Raw genomic sequence first — 20,378 nt, 5'->3', positions numbered from 1 at the left:
TTTGTAATCTAAAAAGGCTTAGAGAATTAAGGAACTATAAAGTGAAGAAAAAAAGAATCATAAAAAATAAAAAACCACACGTAAAGCGTTTGCATATTTATTATCAACGCACTGGTTTTTATATGTTTATTTGGGAAAGTTTAAAGGCAGCTTTTTTACCAATAGTACTTGCTGTTGTAGGCGTATTTTTATTTAATAAATATGTTTATAACATTAATGACGGCTTACAAATAGTAACCGAAACATTTTCTAGGATTGGTATTTTAACGACTTTTTTCATTTCTGAAACAATTTTAGGGTTAATTCCACCTGAAATTTTTATTGCTTGGTCAAAGAAAACAGCCGATCCGTTGTTAAACTTATCGCTATTAGCAACCTTGTCATATTTAGGAGGTTTAACGGCGTATTTTATAGGAAGATCAGCTTTAAAAATTAAGTCAATAAAAAATTATCTGGAAGTTAAAATGGCTAAAAACCTCAAAAACACCAGTAAATGGGGAGGTATTTTAATTTTAGTGGGCGCATTATTACCCTTGCCGTTTGCTATTAGCTGTTTAACAGCCGGTATGATTAAGTATCCGTTTAAAAAAGTAGTCTTTTTTGGGCTATTTCGTTTTTTACGTTTTGCTATTTATGCTTGGGCTATTTTCAGTATGGTTAATTAAATTAATATTATTAAAAACAACATTATGGGAGGCTTATCAAACAACGATATATTTAAAAAATTAAGAGTAGCACACAAATTACGTGATACTGATATTGTTGAAATTTGTGCTTTAGTAGATTTTAAAGTTTCTAAAGGAGAATTAGGGGCACTTTTCAGAAATGAAGAGCATCCTAAATATATGGAATGTGGTGATCAAATTCTTAGAAATTTTTTAAACGGATTGGTAATTCATTTAAGAGGACCGATGCCGGCAAAGAAAAAAGTAGAACCTGCTAAATAAATAGCAACATAATAAATCACAAAAAACCTTCTGAGAAATTAGAAGGTTTTTTGGTTTTGTAATATCTATTCTGATTATTTTTTTGCTAATTTTTTATTTTAATCAAAACAGTCGAATTATTTTGACATATTGTTTCAAAATCATTTTCGAAAGATTTAAACATCGAAATGAAATTTTTAAAACCATGTTTTTTTACATTAAAACCAGTATCTAAACGTCTGATTTCATTAGATATATGACTTAATTGAACTTTTCCATTTTCTTGATGCGCCATTAAAAAAGCTTTTCGAAGGAAATTAGCATCAATTTTATTATTCTTTTTTAATTTTGATTTTTTTTTATTCTTTTTTGATTTACCTTTCTCTCTATCTTTCTCTTTAACCTTGTCTTTTTTATCCTTTTTATCTACTGCTATTGAAGTTTCTTTTTCGGTACTTTTTATCGAAGTTGGTTTTTCTTCTAATAGTTTTTCAAGTTTTTCTATTGAAATTTCTTGTTTAAAATCTTCTGTAAAAATAAATGTATCACAGGCATTTACAAATGATTTTGGTGTTTGATTTTTACCAATTCCAAGAACTACTCGCCCACTTTCTCGCACTCTATTGGCTAATCCTGTAAAATCACTATCGCTTGAAACAATACAAAAAATAGCTATTTCTTGTTGATGTAAAATATCCATCGCATCAATAACAAGTGCAATATCAGTGGCATTTTTACCCGTTGTATATGCAAATTCTTGCATTGGTTTTATCGAAAAAGTACTCAGTTTTTTTTTCCAACTTTTCATAAACTCGCTAGACCAATCGCCGTAAATTCTCTTAATAATTATGCGACCGTGTTTAGATGTTTCTTCCATAATATTTTTTAAATATTTTGGTTGCGCATTATCACCATCAATTAACATCGCTATATTTTTATTTTGCATAAATAATTCTTATTAATTTTGAATCAATCTACAAATCAACACTTTAAAGTTCTTTAAGTTTAAATCATCATATTGTTAAAAATATGAATAAAAGATAAAAAATTTCCCACAAAAAAAGAGCACATATAGCGCTCTTTTATCATATTTATAAACCTTTGATTAAAAAGGTAAATCGTCTGGCTCGTTTGCAGATAAGTCTGGTGCTTGTTGAAAACTATCAACAGGTGGTATATTTTGAGGTGCCGCTTGTGCTAAACTCTCAATTCTCCATCCTTGAATAGCATTGAAATATTTCGCTACTCCTTCTGGGTTAATCCACTCTCTACCTCTTAAATTAATAGATACTTTTACTTCTTGCCCAACAGCATAACTATTTAAAAGATCACATTTATCCTGTACAAACTCAATAAGTATCATTTGTGGATACTGCTCATCTGTAGTTACCACTAAATCACGTTTTCTAAATCCGCTAGCTCCAAATGTTTGCGCTTCGTTAATTAATTTAATCTTTCCAATAATTTCCATATTCTTATCTATTTAATTAAAAGTACTTTCCAAGCACTTTCTACATCATTATTCTTTAAATACTGCTGTGCAAATGTATGTTTTTTTTCAATTGTAAGCGAAAAATATTTGGGATGTTCTTGCGCAAAGTTATTAACAGCTTCCTGATTAGGTAATTCTGCTACGTTGGCTAACATTCCTAAATTATTCCCTGTTAAAATGCTACTATTTCTAATTTCTGTAGGTATTTTATCAACCCCAATTCCTACTTCCGAAATTGGCTTTGGTATTTCAAAAAAACCATCTCTAGCACGGGTATAATAACCTCCTCCTGCCCTAGCCACTACATCTATTTTATGCTGATCTATACTTCCATCTTCGGCTAATACATTTTCGTTTATATGTAACTTAACGACTTCACAAATAATTAAATTCCCTGCACCTCCTTGCGTTCCTGTATAAATTATATCGGTTACTTTACATTCCAATTGTACGGGCGATTCAGCAACCCTAAAAGGCGCTATTTTATCCGAAGGTAACATCGTGAAACCTGCTTTTTCAAACTCATTTACACCTTTAGGATACATAGCACTACTTAATGACATTTGCTGTACCATATTGTAATTAACCACATTTATAACGACTTCTTTGGTTTGTTCAGCGTTTTCTAAAGTATGTTTTTTACTATTATCTCTTACGCTTCTTGCTGGCGAAAAAATTAACATCGGCGGATTTGCACCAAAAACATTAAAAAAACTAAAAGGCGATAAATTAGGGTTTCCATCGGCATCTACAGTACTTGCAAAAGCAATTGGTCGGGGTGCTATGGCACCTAATAAATAACTATGTAATTTTACTACAGGCAATTCTTTAGGATCTAATGACAACATATTTAAATTATTTTTTACTGTAAATATACTACGCTTTCACAAATGAAGTTATTCTCTTATAGTAATTTATGAATAGTTTATATTTGATCCATGATTTTTTTTAAAAACACCTATTGGGCAAAACGAATTAGCGTTTTCATATCTTTATTAATAGTCTCTTTTATTTTATGGAATACCTACGTGTTTTTTCAAAAATTTAAAGAAGAAGAACGTGGTAAAATTGAAATATTTGCAGCCGCTTTTAAAGAACTAGCAGCAAATATTGATTTAAACGAAAACACCAATTTAATCAATAAAATATATCAAACTATTGAAGATATTCCTACTATTTTGGTCAATGAAAATGGCGGTATTGATTTGTATCGAAATTTAGATACGCTAAAATCTAAAAACCCAAAATATCTGGAAGCACAATTGGCAATTATGAAAAGGCAAAACGCCCCTATTATGATTGAATATTTTGGAATTACCCAATATCTTTATTACCGAAATTCCGATTTATTATGCCAGTTAAAATACTATCCGCTTGCCTTGCTGTTAATTTTAGGACTTTTTTTAACCATCGTTTACATGATGTACACATCAAACAAAATAGCCGATCAAAACAAACTTTGGACAGGTATGGCAAAGGAAACAGCGCATCAAATTGGCACGCCATTATCATCCTTATTAGGGTGGATAGCTATTTTAAGATCTGAAGATGTAAATGAAGACTATATTCTTGAAATTGAAAAAGATGTTGACCGATTAAATACTATTGCCAATCGTTTTTCTAAAATTGGTTCTTTACCAAAATTAAAAATACACAATATTGTTTTAGAAACCCAAACGGCATTTAATTATTTAAAATCTCGAAGCTCTAAGAAGGTACATTTTTCTTTTTCTTCGGATAAAAAAAACATCTCAACCCTTTTAAATATTGAATTATACGGCTGGGTTATTGAAAACTTACTAAAAAATGCTATTGATGCCATGCAAGGAAAAGGCGATCTTTCATTAGCAATTACAGAAACGCCAAAACAGGTAAAAATCAGCATTACCGATTCAGGAAAAGGACTTCAAAAAAAGTTATTTAAACAAATTTTTGAACCTGGTTTTACCACAAAAAAACGTGGTTGGGGCTTGGGTTTATCACTTTCAAAACGTATTGTTGAAGAATACCATAACGGAAAAATAGTCGTTCAAAAATCAACCATTAATAAAGGAACAACTTTTGAAATTTCACTTGATAAAATTTAGATTCTAAATTTTATTTTCACTTAAAATACTAAAAACAAGGGATTAAAACCCCTTGTTAAAGCAAAATAAAAATAATAAATTACTCAAAATTACTTGATATCTTTTCTGTTAAAGCTAAAAACTCTTCTTCCGATAATTTTACTTTTTCTTTAAACTGAATATCTGCCATAGCATTTAAAGGAATCAAATGTACATGAACATGTGGCACTTCTAAACCAATTACACTCATTCCAACACGTTTACAAGGAACGGCTTTTTCAATAGCTTTTGCCACACGATACGAAAAATCCATTAACTCAGTATATTCTTGTTTCGATAAATCAAAAATTTTATTTTCTTCTTTTTTAGGAACAACTAAAGTATGCCCTTTTGCATTCGGATTGATATCTAAAAAAGCAATGAAATTATCATTTTCTGCTACTTTATAAGAAGGAATTTCTCCTGAAATTATTTTGGTAAAAATACTTGCCATGGTTTATTTAATTTAATGGTTATCATCTTTTTCATCAAAATGATGATTAAAAATATGCTTGTAAAAATAAAAAAAGCGCTGCTAGATGCAACGCTTTTATCAAAAAAAATAAGTTTTAAAATTTTATCTAGAAATTTCCATAATTTCAAACTTCATTATACCATTAGGCACTTTAATTTCGGCTATATCGCCTAATTTTTTCCCTAACAATCCTTTTCCGATAGGTGAATTTACTGATAATTTACCATTTTTAATATCCGTTTCAGAATCAGCAACTAACCTGTAAGAAAACTCCATATTATTGGTTGTGTTCTTTATTTTAACCACTGAATGAATTAATATTTTAGATAAATCTAACTGACTTTCATCAATAATACGAGCATTTGCAACTACATTTTTAAGCTTCGCAATCTTAGTTTCTAATAAAGACTGCTCTTCTTTTGCGGCATGATACTCTGCATTTTCACTTAAATCTCCTTTATCTATAGCTTCACCAATTTCTTGAGAAACTCTTGGTCTTTCAACATGCTCTAGCTGTGATAACTCGTCTTTTAATTTTTTTAATCCTTCTGCACTATAATATGATACTTCACTCATAATTTTTAATTTAAAAATCTCATACCGATAGGAATGAGATTGCTTTACAAATATACAAAATATTTGTAAATTCGTAACCTTGCTTAGGCAACTCAATTTTTAAATAATGAAAAATATTTTTTACCTATTAGTTTTAATAATCGGCATAAATACAACAATTAGTTGTACTGATAATGTGCCTGTAAACAACTGTTTTAGAAGTGTTGAAATAAATGCTATTATTGATTTAACATTGCCTGAATTTCAAGGATTATTAGTGCCTGGCGGACAATCTGAAAACACTATACAGGGGCGTAATCTTGTTATTTTTAGAACAGGAACCAACGGTTATAAAGCCTTTGACCAGCAGTGTCCTGAAAATACTTGTAACGCTTTAATGTATTTTGATGGAATTCATATTAACTGCCCCTGCGATGCTAAAAAGTATAATTATTTAGCCAATGGCGCTTCTATTGATAACCAAGGCTGCAATGCTTTACTGTATTTTGTAACGCCAATTAACAGCTCGCAATTAAGAGTATCTCGTTAAATACATGCTTTTTAAATATACGCTTATATATAATTATTCTATCCTTTAGAGTGTTATTTTTGTGCTAACAACATTTTAAACTATTTATCTTGACAAATTATTTTTCTTCAGACTTTAAATTAGGTGTTCTCGGTGGCGGACAATTAGGACGAATGCTACTTAGCGAAACCCAAAAATTTGATATTTACACCGTTATTTTAGGTGATAACCAACAAGCTCCTTGCGCACAAATTTGCAATGAATTTCATCAAGGCGATTTATTCGATTTTGATACCGTTTATAATTTCGGTAAAAAAGTTGATGTCTTAACTATTGAAATAGAAAATGTAAATATTGATGCCTTAGACAAATTAGAAGCAGAAGGATTGACCATTTATCCGAAGCCCGCTAGTTTAAGAATTATTCAAAACAAAGCGCATCAGAAATCATTTTATAAAGAACATCAAATTCCTACTGCTGATTTTTCTCATTTTGCTTTTTTAGACGAATTAAAACATTCGTATGAAAACAAGCTTATTGAATTTCCTTTTGTTTGGAAAGCGGCACAATTTGGCTATGATGGTACTGGTGTAAAGGTCGTTCGTAATTATAACGACTTACAATCTTTACCTGAAGGCGAATGTATTGCCGAAAAATTAATCCCATTTAAAAACGAATTAGCCGTAATTGTTGCTAGGAATGCTGATGGCGATATTAAAACGTATCCTGTAGTTGAAATGGAGTTTCATCCAGAAGCAAATCAGGTAGAATATGTTATTTGCCCTGCAAGAATTGAAGATTCTGTAGCTAAAAAAGCACAAGAAATTGCGTTAAAAATTGCAAAAACATTAGATTTTGTTGGTTTATTAGCTGTTGAAATGTTTCAAACTCAAAACGATGAAATTTTAGTAAATGAAGTTGCACCACGTACTCATAATTCTGGGCATTATTCAATTGAAGCAAGTTATACCAATCAATTTGAGCAGCATTTACGTAGTATTTTAAACCTTCCTTTAGGAAATACCGATAGTAAAGTTGCTGGAATTATGGTGAATTTAGTAGGCGAAGAAGGTTTTACTGGTGATGTTGTCTACGAAAACATGGATGCAATTTTAAAAATTGATGGTGTTACACCACATATCTACGGAAAAAAAATAACCAAACCTTTCCGAAAAATGGGACATGTAACTATTGTTAATCAAGATATTGATATCGCCAGAAAAGTTGCACAGCAAGTAAAAGAAACGATTAGAGTTATTAGTAAATAATATTTTTATTCAACTCCAAAAATGAAGATTTCAAAATTAAAAATAGCACAATATAAACACCTAGAAAACCTAGATTTTGATTTTACGTATCAAAGTGGAAAACGAAAAGGTGAGCCTTTAGATAAAATCTGTTTTATTGGGCAAAGTGCTACTGGAAAAACTAATTTATTGGAGTTGTTATTTTCGAAGATAAAAAAAGCTTTAAATCAAGAGGTAGTTGGTGAGATTCTTTATCCTAATAATAATTTCACAGAACAATTAAAAGGTGAATTAATTATAAATTTCAAAAATGATATTTATAAAATTAATAATGAAGTAACTACTTATAAAGAACTTGAATATAAACAGATTATGGGAGATGGAGGCGGAATGGTAGGTTCTTTAATTCCAAATGATAAAAAATCAAATCTCTTATTTTTCAAAGCTAATATTATTTCAGATGAAAATATTAAGGTGTTTACAGAGAATCCAATAGACTTAATTGAAAAACTTCCTAATATATTAAATGACAATGAAATCAGTAACGGAATAACAACCATTTTTGGCAGTAACGTACCAAAAGAAACATGGCTATTTCTTATAAAAGACATTCTTGATTATCGAAAGAAGTTTACTCAAAAAATGTCAGAATTGATTCATAAAGGTTTATTAAACGACCCAAAAAAATTACAAGCTGAATTTTCAAAATGGCAACAAGAAAATCCTAATAAATTAATGGATTTTGCTGATAAATTTAATCCGTTATTAGAAAAATTAAATTTAGAAGTTGATTTAGTAAATACAGAATATTCCATTCCTATCATCAATAAAAGAAACGAAGAAATAATTCCGATACAACACACAAGTACCGGAACGAAAGGATTATTGCTTTCTTTTTTGCCGTTATTCAAATTAAATACCAAAGATGCCATTATATTAATGGATGAACCTGAGCGTTCTTTATATCCTGATATGCAAATGTCTTTGATGGAAAATTATCAAAACCTTGCGCCCGATGCTCAATTTATTATAGCAACGCATTCTCCTTTTATTGCTGCTTCTTTTGAACCTGAAGAACGCTTTATTTTATATTTTGATACCGATGGTAAAGTTGCCGTTAAAAGAGGAAGTTCTCCAATTGGCGATGATCCAAACGACATGTTAAAAAATGATTTCGGTGTTAACTATTACAATAAACACGGACAAAACGCTTACAAAAAATACCTAAATTTAAAACAGGCTATTCCAAAGGAAAAAGATACTGAAAAGAAGAAAAAGATGCTTTTTGAATTTATGAAATTAGGAGATACTTATAATTTTTAGGTATGAAAAGAAGTATCAAAAAAGTAGACTCTAAAATTATAAAAGAAAACTTAAATTATATTGTTGGAAATTCTGCAAATAATAAAAAGATTTCGAAGATTCTATACAAAGAGCAAAAAGGATTTTGTGCTTATACCCAAGAATATATTAGCAGAACAGATGCGAAAGATATCGAACATTTTAATCCGACATTAAAAGGAAAAGAAGCGGATTCTTATCAAAATTGGTTTTTAGTAAAACATCAATGGAATAAAGAAAAATCTTCTAAATGGGAGAATTTTCAGCCTATTTTACATCCAACAGATGCCACTTTTGAAAATAGAGTTTTATACGAATATGGCGATTATTTTTTAGCTAATTCAAACGATATTGAAGCTAAAAATCTAATTAATTTACTCAAATTAGATGACCTTATGCTAGCTGATAATCGAAAAAAATATATCAAGAGGACAAAAAAATACATGAAACTTTCTGGTGAATCTGCTGATAATTTCTTTAAAACATTAATTAATGACCATATTAATGGAGTTCATTATTTAAGAGCGATTAACGAAGAATTTAACATCAATATTTGGGAGTTACTTCCTGAAATTCAATAAAATAATAACAACACACACAAATAATAAAACATAAAATTATGGTAGGTATTATAATGGGAAGCGATTCAGATCTTCCAATCATGCAAGAAGCAATTGATATTTTAGAGAGTTTTGATATCAAAATAGAAGTAGATATTGTTTCTGCTCACAGAACTCCTGAAAAATTAGTTGATTATTCTAAAAATGCTCACAAACGTGGTATTCAAGTAATTATTGCAGGTGCTGGTGGAGCAGCTCATTTACCAGGAATGGTAGCATCTATGAGTCCGTTGCCTATTATTGGAGTTCCTGTAAAAAGCAGAAATTCTATTGATGGTTGGGATTCTGTTTTATCAATATTACAAATGCCAGGAGGTGTTCCCGTGGCAACTGTAGCTTTAGATGGTGCAAAAAATGCAGGTATTTTAGCAGCCCAAATTATTGGTGCTTCGGATGCTACAATTTTAGATAAAATTATCGCCTACAAAGAAGAATTAAAACTAAAGGTTGAAAAAGCGTCTGAAAGAGTTCGTAAATAAAATTCTATTCTATAAAATTATCAAACCTCATCAATTTTAAAAATTGGTGAGGTTTTTTTATGAAGTACTTTTTTTAAACCTTATTTGCTACAAGTAATTTCGTTATTTTTACTTTTTATTCATTTTTATTATTCATTTTAAAACGCACCTATTTAATGAATCCTTTATTACACCATTTTAAAACACCTCCTTTTTCTCAAATAGAAGAAAAACACTATAAACCCGCTATTGAAAAAGCAATCGAATTAGCAAAAGAAGAAATTAAAAGTATTATTGAAAATTCTGATACGCCTTCTTTTGAAAATACAACTGTTGCCTTAGATTTTGCAGGGGAAAAATTAAATAGAATTACCTCAATTTTTTTCAACTTAAATTCTGCTGAAACGAATGATGAAATTCAAAAAATAGCCAAAGAACTTTCTCCATTGTTAAGTGAATTCAGAAATGACATCACTTTAAACGAAGCACTTTTTAATAGAGTAAAAGCAGTTTATCAAAAAAAAGATTCTTTAAATTTAACACCTGAACAGACTACTTTATTAGATAAACAATACAAAAGTTTTGCTAGAAATGGTGCGAATTTAAATGATGCTGATAAAACTGAATTACGTAAAATTGATACCGAATTATCAAAATTATCATTGCAATTTGGCGAAAATGTATTAGCAGAAACCAATGCTTTTGAAATGCATTTAACTGATGAAAATGAGTTGTCAGGATTACCAGAAAGTGTAAAAGAAGCGGCTAAAGAAATTGCTAAATCAAAAGAAAAAGAAGGTTGGATTTTTACCTTAGATTATCCGAGTTATATTCCTTTTATGACTTATGCTGATAATAGAGAATTACGTAAAAAATTCGCTATTTCGGCTGGTAAAAAAGCCTTTCAAGATAATAAATACAATAATGAACAAATCGTTTTAGATATTGTAAATCTTCGTTATAAAAGAGCTAATATTTTAGGATATAAAACCCACGCTCATTTTGTTTTAGAAGAACGAATGGCGGAAACCCCTGAAAAAGTATTGTCATTTTCTAACGATTTATTGAAAAAAGCAAAACCTGCCGCAAAACGTGAATTTGATAACTTAGAAGCCTACGCCAAAAAATTAGATGGTATCGACCAACTTCAAAAATGGGATGGCGCTTATTATTCTGAAAAATTAAAAAAAGAACTTTTTTCTTTAGATCAAGAATTATTGAAGCCATATTTTAAATTAGAAAATGTAATTGATGGTGCTTTTGAAATAGCCAATAAATTATTCGATTTAAAATTTGAAGAAATTACATCGATAGATACATATCATAAAGATGTAAAAACATACAACGTTACCGATACAAACGGAAATTTTGTATCGCATTTTTATGCTGATTTTCACCCAAGAAAAGGAAAAAGAAATGGTGCTTGGATGACTTCTTATAAATCGCAATATGTTAAAAATGATGTTAACGAGCGTCCGCAAGTTTCTATTGTTTGTAATTTTACCAAACCAACCGAAACAAAACCTTCTTTGTTAACTTTTAACGAGGTTACTACCCTATTCCATGAATTTGGGCACGCACTTCACGGAATGTTAGCAAACACAAGGTATACAAGCTTATCAGGAACTTCGGTTTCTTGGGATTTCGTAGAATTACCAAGTCAGGTTTTAGAAAATTGGTGTTACGAAAAAGAAGCTTTAGAGTTATTTGCAAAACACTATGAAACTGGGGAAACAATTCCAATGGAATATGTGGAGAAAATTAAAGAATCAGCTAGTTTTCACGAAGGAATGCAAACTTTACGTCAGTTAAGTTTTGGATTATTAGACATGCAATGGCATGGTAACGAATCGCCAGAAACAATTAAATCAGTTAAAGAATTTGAAAATAACGCCTTTGCGGATACTAAATTATATCCTGAAGTTGATGAAAATTGTATGAGTACTGCTTTTTCTCATATTTTTCAAGGAGGATATTCTGCTGGATATTATTCATATAAATGGGCGGAAGTTTTAGATGCCGATGCTTTTGAATATTTCTTAGAAAAAGGAATTTTCAACAAAGAAGTAGCTACGAAATTTAAAGAAAACGTACTTTCAAAAGGTGGAACTGAAAAACCAATGGAATTATACAAACGCTTCCGAGGAAAAGAACCAAAACCAGATGCGCTTTTAAAACGTGCTGGATTAATTTCATAAAAAGCAATTAATAATTACGGATTATAAAATTATAATCCGTAATTATTGATTTTACACATCTCCTAAAAAAACACAAATTTTAACAGAACTATTTACTCCATTTTTAATTTAAAACTTACCTTTGCTTTTTTTCAATAAATAAATGGTCGTAAAACAACATAGTTTCTTAAGTAAAATCACCGCTATATTTTTGGTGTTTCTTCTTATGCTTCCTAGTATTGTTAAAGCAAGCCATCATCATGAGAATGACCAGCACCATGATTGTAAAGAAAAATTAACACACTTACACGAGTCTGTAAATGATCATTGTGATGTATGTTACTTTGCGTTTTCTTCGTTTAATTTTTCATCGAATATTTTTACCGAAGCAGTAACTTTTACTGCTAATAAAATTGTTATTGAAAATTATAAATCAATAACCTTATCTTTTTGTTATTCTTCTATTAAAAGATTAAGAGCACCGCCTACTATTTCTTAAATATTTATGCTTTTTATTTAGCTATTATACAAACATCAACCTAAATTAAATTAGTTGATGCTGTTTTTTGTATGATTTATTTATCGGTATAAATAGCCATTCTTCAATCTGTTTTAGCATTAAATACCCGTTTAAAAAACCGTATTTAACTATAAAACAATCACTTACTTTTTATTATTTTTTAGATCATTATGACAAAACGAAGCTTCAGCGCTTTATTTTGTGTATTGTTTCATCTTCTATTTTTTAGTCAAAAAATGCTTTCTCAAAAAAAGCAGGATCTTACTATAACTATAATTGATAAAACAACACATAAAGTGCTACCTAATGCTCATGTGAGCATCGGGAGGAAACACGCCTACACAAACCTTAACGGAAATGCTATTTTTCATCAAATATTTAACCAAATATCTGAGGAAATATCCGAAGAAAAAAGCCCTAGAAAACTGCTTAAAATTACGCACATAGGCTATGTTAATTATCAGAAAACAGTTGATTTTTCTAAAAAAAATGCCCTACTAATCATTGCGATTACACCAGATAACGCCATATTAAACGAGGTTATTATTACACAAAAACCTGTAAAAAATTTTATTAAATACAGTGGTAATAAGCAAAAAATTAACACGGAATTTTTAGCTCAAAACAGGGATAATAGCCTAATGCAAACGCTTCAAAATATACCAGGGGTTAGTGCGATAACTATCGGTTCGGGGCAGTCAAAACCTACTATAAGAGGGCTTGGTTTTAACAGGGTTGTAGTGGTTGAAAATGGCATAAAACACGAAGCGCAACAATGGGGTGCCGATCATGGTTTAGAAATTGATCAATACAATGTTGAAAGTATTGAAATTACCAAAGGAGCAGCTTCGTTAATGTACGGTTCTGATGCTATTGCGGGGGTTATTAATATCAAAAATAATACCCTACCCAATGTAAATTCTTTAGCAGGAGAAATGAATATCACTCATAAAAACAACAATAATTTATATGGAATTTCATTCGGTGTAAAGCAACGCTACAAACATTGGTATTATAAAACTCGAATTACACATCAGCAATACGGCGATTACAAAGTGCCTGTTCGTAAGATAACCTACGACAATTATATTTTTGATTTACATCAAAATTATTTGCGAAATACCGCAGGAAAAAATCATAATATCGGTTTTAGTTTAGGATATACCGATGATGCCCTGAACTCCACCACTTACATTAGCAATGTTCATGCTAAAAATGGTTTTTTTGCCAATGCACACGGGTTAGAAGTGCGAACTTCTAAAATTAATTACGATAAAAGTAGCAACGATATTGATTTACCGCTTCATAAAGTAAATCATTTTAAAATAAATAACAATACTCATTTTTCGCTCAAAAACAACACGCTAGCTATCGAAATTGGTTTTCAAAAAAATGATAGAGAAGAACATTCTGAGCCTATTGCACACGGGTATATGTCAAAACCGACAGGCACTATGGAGCGTCGTTTTACTAAAAACACCTATAATTTTAACATCAAAAATGAGAATTATTATTTTGATGATTATAAAATAGCCACAGGAATTAATGTAGAATATCAGCATAATAAAATTGCGGGTTGGGGTTTTCTTATTCCTGAATATACCCGTTTTACTGTGGGAGCTTTTGTCTATAATCAACTAAAAGTTAATACCAATTTACATATTGATGCTGGTATTCGTTACGATTACGGAAACCTAAAAACACAACCCTATTACGAATCATTTGTATCGCCTGTTAATAAAAATGGTATTATTTCGATGCAAAAACTACAGCGTGCCACAAAAAACAACTTGCATTTTGATAATTTTAGTGCATCCGCAGGAATTAGTTATTCATTAAAAAACACGCTTTATAAAATAAATATTGGTAAAAGTTTTCGAATTCCGCTAGCCAATGAGCTTGCTTCTAATGGTGTAAATTATCATATGTACCGATATGAGCAAGGAAAAATTGATTTAAAACCCGAAAGTTCGTATCAAATAGATGCAGAATTTAAAGCTGATTTTTCTGAATTTAATAATTTTAAAAAAGCAAGTATTCAACTAACGCCTTTTGCTAATTATTTTGATAATTATATTTATTTAACCCCAACTTCTGGCTATTATGAAACGCTTCAGAAATATAAATATACTCAAAATAAGGTTTTTAGATATGGTGGCGAAATTACCTTAGAATATAATCCTATTAAAAAAATAGCCTTTACTGCTTCTTTAGAATACGTAAAATCGAGACAATTAAACGGCGAAAAAAAGAATTTTTCACTGCCGTTTTCGCCGCCATTAACAGGTGTTTTTTCTTTTGAATACACCTTTAACGATTGGGTGTTTTTTGAAAAAACCAAGTTTTTTTCGAACCTGAGAAGCACGGCAAATCAAAATGACATCGTGCCGCCCGAAAAACCAACCAACGGAGCTACGGTAATTAACGCAGGATTACACACTAATATTTCGGTGTTTTCGAAAAAAAATCCGATGAAAATTCAAGGGAAATTAAATAATATTTTCAATAAAACGGTTTTTAACCACACCAGTTTTTATCGGTTAATTGAAGTTCCTGAGCCTAATAGAAATTTTTCAATAAGTATTATACAAACATTTTAAACAACTTAATTATAATCACTTTTTTATTCAAACATTTTAATTTTTATACCATGAAAAACACGCTTTTTTTTATCACTTATTACAATAATAAAGATCCTATATTTTTTAGGATAAAAAACAATAATTAAAAACAATTTATTTACAATTACAAATAGCATAAAACCAATTAAAATGAATTACAAAAAAATTTTAAACATCTTTATTTTAGCAACTGTATTTGCAATAACCATGATTTCTTGTACAAAAGAAGAAATTATAGTAGCACCCGCTTTAGGAATTATTAATTTAGAATTTGGCGCTGGGCATAGTAGCGATAAAACCATAAAACAAGGAGGAAATATCCATATCGGAGCAGGAATTTTTGCCGATGAAAAAATTAAAAATATTCTTGTTGAAATTTATTTAAAAGATAGCGTAAAAGGCGATTGGAAACTAAAAGAACTATTTACAGAAGGTTATCAAGGCGCCAAAGAAGTAAATTTTCATAAACATGTCGATATTTCTTACGATGCCAAAGCTACCGATTATATTTTTTCAATAACTGTTGAAGATGAAAAAGGGAAAAAGAAAACAAGAGAAGATGTTTTAAAAGTAATGCCTTATGATATTTTACTAAAAGATATTACATACGGAACTGCTAGTAACAATGATAAAATAGCCATTATAGGTGAAAACTTAAACATTCAAGGGCTTATAAAATCAAGAGAATCTATAAAAAATGTAGTAGTATCAGTTTCAGAATTTATAGAAGGAGAAGGTTGGAAATATCATATCGAAAAAGAATTTAATTATTCTGATAAAAATATTAAAGAAATCAACCTAAACGAAAAATTAATGATTACCAATGCTTTAAAATCAAATAAAACATACGATTTAGATATTATTGTTCAAGATAAAAACAAGGAACGAGTAATTAAATCGTACGCATTAACAGTAAAATAAGCAGCAAGTAATAAACATTAAAAAAGCCTACTTGAATTTCTTTCTTGTAGGCTTTGTTATAATAATTATATAAAATGACTTTATTAAAATCAACCATCAAATCAACAGCGATTTTATTGTTTTTAAGCTTATTTCTGATAAGTTGTAACGATACATCTGAAGAAATTGACAAAGAAAAACCAAGTATTAGCATTAATTATACTGGTGGATTTCCACAATCGTGTAGCATATTAAAAAAAGGCGAAAAATACATTCTAAAAGTAAAGGTTTCCGACAACATCGGTTTGGCTTCCTATGCCATTGATATTCATAATAATTTCGATCATCATACACACGATGACCAAGGGAGTTTGTGCGATTTAAGCCCTATAAAAACGCCTGTTTCTCCGCTTATTTTTATGGAAAATTATGAGATTACAAACAATCCTAAAACCTATGAAATTTCACAAGAAATTTCAATTCCTACAAATATTGATTCAGGCGATTATCATTGTCAAATTTCAGTAATTGATATTACAGGTTGGCAAAGTAGAACATCGGTTGATATTAAAATTCTTTAAATTAACCCTATAAATTCAAAAAAACATGGCAATTATTAATTACGGATTATAAGGTTATAATTCGTAATTAATAATTTATGACTACACTTTGACAACATAACATACATTGTTTTTTTTTAGAAAACCATTATAATATTGTGTATAATAATAACTATTTTTATCAAATATTAATAAAAATAGTTATTATTATGAAAAATTTACTTTTAGGAAGTTTACTAGTTTTAACTTCTTTAACATTTGCAAACGAAAAAAAAGATACTAAGGTTGAAAAAAAGGAAATTGTAAAAAATATTATTAAGGAAACAAAAGATAATAATGTTAAACCTTTCTGTACTCTGAAAAGAAGAAGAACTTCTATGAGAGGAAAAGGAATATCAATAGTTACAATGGTAACCAATTGTACTACAGGAGAAGTATGGTTTCTTTAAAACAAAAATTTATGAATTCATCAATTAAAGTTTCGATATTATTATTTTTAGTTACATCATTTTGTAATGCTCAAGGTATCAATTATAAAATTACTTATAAAGAAACTATTGGAGAAAATGTTGTTTATGGCACAAAAGAAGGTGTTATTCATGATTCAATTATAGTACCTAAATCAACTCAAAATGGTTTTTTAATAGGTAATACTAAAAGAGCTACTTATCATTCAGATTTTCTGCTTATTTCTACTAAAAAAAATAAATTACCTAATGGTGCCACTTCTGTAGATACAAGATATAATTTAGCCGTATGTGTTTTTAAAGATTTTATCACTAAAAAACAAATTTTTGAATCATTAGGTCATCCCGATTTTGATGAACCTAATTATGTAGTATTTAGAGATTTAAATTATTACAAGTGGACATTAAAAAATGAAACACGAAAAATAGGAAAATTCAATTGTAAAAAAGCTGTAGGTATTAATCAACTTAATGAAAAAGCTACTTGTTGGTACACCGATGAATTAGGTATTATTGGAGCACCTAAGTGTTTTGATGGCATACCAGGCTTGGCTATACAAGTTAAAAGTGAGTATGAAAACACACTCTTTGAATTAATTAAAATTGAATATCCAAAAACAATTAAGTTTAAAAAAAGAAGTAAAGACTTTGAAATAGTTTCAGAGCAAAAGTATCGCAATCCTCCTATAATAATAAGTGAAGAAATTACACAAATGCATTAATATAATGAGCCTTATTTATTACATTTCAGGGCTTATAACTCAATAATAATTATGAGATTAGTGTACTTTTTTATAGTGTTTAACGCTATTCAACTTTACAGTCAAACAAAAATTAACGGCGTTGTTGTAAATAAAATCAACAACGCTATTAGTTTTGCTTCTGTTCAATTAGTAGATAAACAAACAGATTTAACTCAAAACTATACTACTACTAATGAAAAAGGTGTTTTTTCTTTAGAAATACCATCGATTAAAAAACAATATTATTTAAAAGTTAGGCTTCTAGGTTATCAGCCAAAAAACATACAACTTACAAACTTTAATAAACTTAATATAACACTTCAAGAAAATACTAATGAATTAGAGGAAGTTGTAGTTAAAGGGTACTTAAGTGATTTTAAAATATCAAAAGATAGTATTACTTATAACCTTTCTAAAATTATTGATAGTACAGAAATCAACCTAAAAGATATTATAGAAAAGCTTCCAGGTTTATCTATCGATGACCAAAAAAAAATAAAATTCCAAGGAAATAGAATAGAAAAAGTAACTATTGATGGGCAAGATTTTTTTGGTAAAAAGCACGAAATGGCTACTGAAAATTTAAGTGCAGAAGCAATTAAAGGGATACAGTTATTAAAGAATCATAAAGATTTTGATGATATTTCTACAAAAAAAACAGGTAAAATTGTATTAAATATTACACTTAATAAAAAATACAAAAATAAAATTGTTGGTAATATAGCAGGTAAATTAGGGGTACTTGAAAAACATCAAGCACATTTAAATCTTTTTAAATTTTTAAATAAAGGTAATTTTGCCCTTATTTCGGAAGCTAATAATATTGGTGAAACCGCTATAAATATGATTGATTATATTGAAATGAGAGGCGGTATAAAAAATTTCACTAAAAATAATTTATCAGATGGCTCAGGCATCCTCGAAATAGACCATTCTAAAACACCCCGTTTTGTATTTGTAAATAAAAATGTAGATGAAAGAAAAACACTTTTTAATTCGATAAATTTCACAAATACCTTATCAGAAAAAGCAAAAATTAATGGTTATATAACTGTCGATAAAACAAAAATAGAAGAGTTTCAGAGCGGTACAAAAAAATATATTTCCCAAGATGTTATTACGATTAATGAAGATAAAAAAAACAGTTCTAACAGTTATTTAGGTAATTCATTTTTTAATTTTTCATACAAAAAGAATAAAAAGGAAGTTATTTCTTACAACTTAAAATTTAATATAATTGATGACAAATCAATTAGCACTATTAATCAATTATTTAATATAAAATCAAGAAATAAAAATAAAGGATTTTCTATTGGTCATAATTTATCTTATAAAAAACAATTTAACTCTAAATATTATACAGAAATAGCTGTTTATCACGATATAAAAAACATCGAAAACAACCTATTTATAATTGCAAATAAACCTTTTTTAGGTTTGAATTTCACGAATAAATATTCACTAAAAAATGTAGAAAATGATAAATTAAATAGCTTAAATCTTGATTTTTTGAATTATTATAAATTTAGCAGAAAAACAAATTTAGCATCAAAAATATCTTATGTTTATAGTGATAAGAATATCTTAAATACATCTACACAAAATAATTTAAGCTTCCATTTAAAAAATACAAAGAAGCATTTTAGGCTAAAAAACACCATTAACCATCGAATTAATAGACACTTTTACACAAAACTTAGCCTAAATTATCTTATTAATGACATAACTGTAAACTCAAAAAATAAAAAACAATATTGGCTACTCCCCTACATATTATTAAAATACAAGCATAATAATCAGAAATCTATAAATTTTAGTTTTTTTCAAAACAAACAAAATATTCCTGTTTTTCAAACCAATACAAATCAAACTATACTTGATTTTCAAACAAAAATAAATTCAAATACTGCTGTTTTTACGCCAATTAGTAAGCAACATTTTAATTTAAACTATAATAACTATACCCCACTAACAAATAGTATGTTTAGTATAAAAGGTACATATTCTATTTCTAAAAATAATATCAGTTTCAACACATTGTTTAAAGATAATTATATTGAACAAAGTTATATTAGAGTTCCCGAAAAAGGTTTTGGGCTTGATTTTTCATATCATAAAACTATAAAATATTTAAAACTTAAATATAATTTATCAAGCATTTATAATCATATAAATACTATTTCATATTTTAATGGTGATAAAAACATAAAAAATAACACTTCTTACCAATTAAGATTAAACTTAAATTCAATTTTAAAAAAAAATAGTGTACAAGCTAAATGTAAACTACAATATACAACTATAATCGATAAAAATAATTTTTATGAATTAGATTATGCTATTCATAAAATAAATATTTCTCCTGAAATATATGGAAAACACCATGAAATTCGTTGGAATATTGGAAACTCATACACAAACACTATTTCTAATGATGAAAAACAGCATATTAATTCTTTAAACTTTTCTTTATCTTATAAACTCAATAAAAAAATTGAACTGTTTTGTAAAGGAAATAATATTTTGAATCTTAAAAGTAATCAAATTATCAGTTATCTTAACACAAGGTATTTTTATCAATTTACAAAATCTGAACAATTAGAAGGAAATATTTTAGCTGGTTTACGATATCATTTTTAAAA

General features: G+C 28.7%; 21 protein-coding genes. 16 read left to right on the top strand and 5 right to left on the bottom strand.

Annotated elements, in window-relative coordinates; genetic code table 11:
• Positions 1-41 precede the first annotated feature (41 nt).
• Both AQ1689_RS07325 and AQ1689_RS07320 read left to right on the top strand, forming a co-directional pair.
• Positions 42-665, top strand: coding sequence for a YqaA family protein (locus AQ1689_RS07325; RefSeq protein ID WP_101914829.1), 624 nt, complete (start codon positions 42-44; stop codon positions 663-665).
• 24 nt (positions 666-689) lie between these two features.
• Complete coding sequence (locus tag AQ1689_RS07320) at positions 690-947, top strand: DUF1456 family protein (RefSeq protein ID WP_058885723.1); 258 nt, start codon at positions 690-692, stop codon at positions 945-947.
• An 85-nt stretch (positions 948-1,032) separates the two neighbouring features.
• Here the strand turns inward: AQ1689_RS07320 and AQ1689_RS07315 are convergent, their stop codons facing one another.
• The 3 genes from AQ1689_RS07315 to AQ1689_RS07305 form a co-directional block, all read right to left on the bottom strand.
• Positions 1,033-1,872, bottom strand: coding sequence for an NYN domain-containing protein (locus AQ1689_RS07315; RefSeq protein ID WP_101955650.1), 840 nt, complete (start codon positions 1,870-1,872; stop codon positions 1,033-1,035).
• Between the two features lie 159 nt (positions 1,873-2,031).
• Positions 2,032-2,397, bottom strand: a complete 366-nt coding sequence (locus AQ1689_RS07310) for a DUF3127 domain-containing protein (RefSeq protein ID WP_101955649.1) — start codon at positions 2,395-2,397, stop codon at positions 2,032-2,034.
• 8 nt (positions 2,398-2,405) lie between these two features.
• Positions 2,406-3,266 carry a flavin reductase family protein gene (locus AQ1689_RS07305; protein WP_101955648.1) on the bottom strand — a complete coding sequence of 287 codons (861 nt, stop codon included), beginning with the start codon at positions 3,264-3,266 and terminating at the stop codon, positions 2,406-2,408.
• 90 nt (positions 3,267-3,356) lie between these two features.
• Here AQ1689_RS07305 and AQ1689_RS07300 point away from each other — a divergent pair, with 90 nt between their 5' ends.
• Positions 3,357-4,505 carry a sensor histidine kinase gene (locus AQ1689_RS07300; RefSeq protein ID WP_058885727.1) on the top strand — a complete coding sequence of 383 codons (1,149 nt, stop codon included), beginning with the start codon at positions 3,357-3,359 and terminating at the stop codon, positions 4,503-4,505.
• Positions 4,506-4,584: 79 nt separating this feature from the next.
• On the opposite strand, the gene AQ1689_RS07295 is transcribed toward AQ1689_RS07300, so the two are convergent.
• Complete coding sequence (locus AQ1689_RS07295) at positions 4,585-4,977, bottom strand: HIT family protein (RefSeq protein WP_058885728.1); 393 nt, start codon at positions 4,975-4,977, stop codon at positions 4,585-4,587.
• Between the two features lie 123 nt (positions 4,978-5,100).
• The gene (greA, locus tag AQ1689_RS07290) at positions 5,101-5,574 is read right to left on the bottom strand and encodes a transcription elongation factor GreA (protein ID WP_101914825.1); all 474 of its coding nucleotides are present in this window, start codon (positions 5,572-5,574) and stop codon (positions 5,101-5,103) included.
• A 106-nt stretch (positions 5,575-5,680) separates the two neighbouring features.
• On the opposite strand from greA, the gene AQ1689_RS07285 reads away from it, so the two are divergent.
• The 13 genes from AQ1689_RS07285 (at position 5,681) to AQ1689_RS07225 (ending at position 20,376) form a co-directional block, all read left to right on the top strand.
• On the top strand, positions 5,681-6,103 hold the full coding sequence (locus tag AQ1689_RS07285; protein ID WP_101914824.1) for a Rieske 2Fe-2S domain-containing protein: 423 nt from the start codon (positions 5,681-5,683) through the stop codon (positions 6,101-6,103).
• Between the two features lie 89 nt (positions 6,104-6,192).
• Positions 6,193-7,350, top strand: a complete 1,158-nt coding sequence (locus AQ1689_RS07280) for a 5-(carboxyamino)imidazole ribonucleotide synthase (RefSeq protein ID WP_101955647.1) — start codon at positions 6,193-6,195, stop codon at positions 7,348-7,350.
• A 21-nt stretch (positions 7,351-7,371) separates the two neighbouring features.
• Complete coding sequence (locus AQ1689_RS07275; protein WP_101955646.1) at positions 7,372-8,652, top strand: AAA family ATPase; 1,281 nt, start codon at positions 7,372-7,374, stop codon at positions 8,650-8,652.
• Positions 8,653-8,654: 2 nt separating this feature from the next.
• Complete coding sequence (locus AQ1689_RS07270; protein WP_101955645.1) at positions 8,655-9,251, top strand: HNH endonuclease domain-containing protein; 597 nt, start codon at positions 8,655-8,657, stop codon at positions 9,249-9,251.
• Positions 9,252-9,289: 38 nt separating this feature from the next.
• Entirely contained in the window at positions 9,290-9,769 is a 480-nt protein-coding gene (purE, locus tag AQ1689_RS07265) for a 5-(carboxyamino)imidazole ribonucleotide mutase (protein WP_101903055.1), read from the top strand.
• Positions 9,770-9,924: 155 nt separating this feature from the next.
• Complete coding sequence (locus tag AQ1689_RS07260; RefSeq protein WP_101955644.1) at positions 9,925-11,946, top strand: M3 family metallopeptidase; 2,022 nt, start codon at positions 9,925-9,927, stop codon at positions 11,944-11,946.
• Positions 11,947-12,088: 142 nt separating this feature from the next.
• Positions 12,089-12,424, top strand: a complete 336-nt coding sequence (locus tag AQ1689_RS07255) for a hypothetical protein (RefSeq protein ID WP_101917948.1) — start codon at positions 12,089-12,091, stop codon at positions 12,422-12,424.
• Positions 12,425-12,681: 257 nt separating this feature from the next.
• Entirely contained in the window at positions 12,682-15,045 is a 2,364-nt protein-coding gene (locus AQ1689_RS07250; RefSeq protein ID WP_180947551.1) for a TonB-dependent receptor, read from the top strand.
• A gap of 171 nt (positions 15,046-15,216) precedes the next feature.
• Positions 15,217-15,987 (top strand): DUF4625 domain-containing protein, encoded by a 771-nt coding sequence (locus tag AQ1689_RS07245; protein WP_101917951.1) that lies wholly within the window; start codon positions 15,217-15,219, stop codon positions 15,985-15,987.
• A 74-nt stretch (positions 15,988-16,061) separates the two neighbouring features.
• Entirely contained in the window at positions 16,062-16,547 is a 486-nt protein-coding gene (locus tag AQ1689_RS07240; RefSeq protein WP_101955641.1) for a DUF4625 domain-containing protein, read from the top strand.
• A 188-nt stretch (positions 16,548-16,735) separates the two neighbouring features.
• Positions 16,736-16,975 (top strand): hypothetical protein, encoded by a 240-nt coding sequence (locus AQ1689_RS07235; RefSeq protein WP_101914815.1) that lies wholly within the window; start codon positions 16,736-16,738, stop codon positions 16,973-16,975.
• Between the two features lie 11 nt (positions 16,976-16,986).
• The gene (locus AQ1689_RS07230; RefSeq protein WP_180947550.1) at positions 16,987-17,715 is read left to right on the top strand and encodes a GLPGLI family protein; all 729 of its coding nucleotides are present in this window, start codon (positions 16,987-16,989) and stop codon (positions 17,713-17,715) included.
• A gap of 51 nt (positions 17,716-17,766) precedes the next feature.
• Positions 17,767-20,376, top strand: coding sequence for a carboxypeptidase-like regulatory domain-containing protein (locus AQ1689_RS07225; protein ID WP_101955639.1), 2,610 nt, complete (start codon positions 17,767-17,769; stop codon positions 20,374-20,376).
• The last annotated feature ends 2 nt before the right edge of the window (positions 20,377-20,378 follow it).

The sequence above is a fragment of the Tenacibaculum finnmarkense genome (assembly GCF_900239185.1).
GTDB classification, from domain to species: Bacteria; Bacteroidota; Bacteroidia; order Flavobacteriales; family Flavobacteriaceae; genus Polaribacter; species Polaribacter finnmarkensis.
Note: the sequence above shows the minus strand (reverse complement) of the source record. Positions and strands in the feature narration are given on the sequence as shown.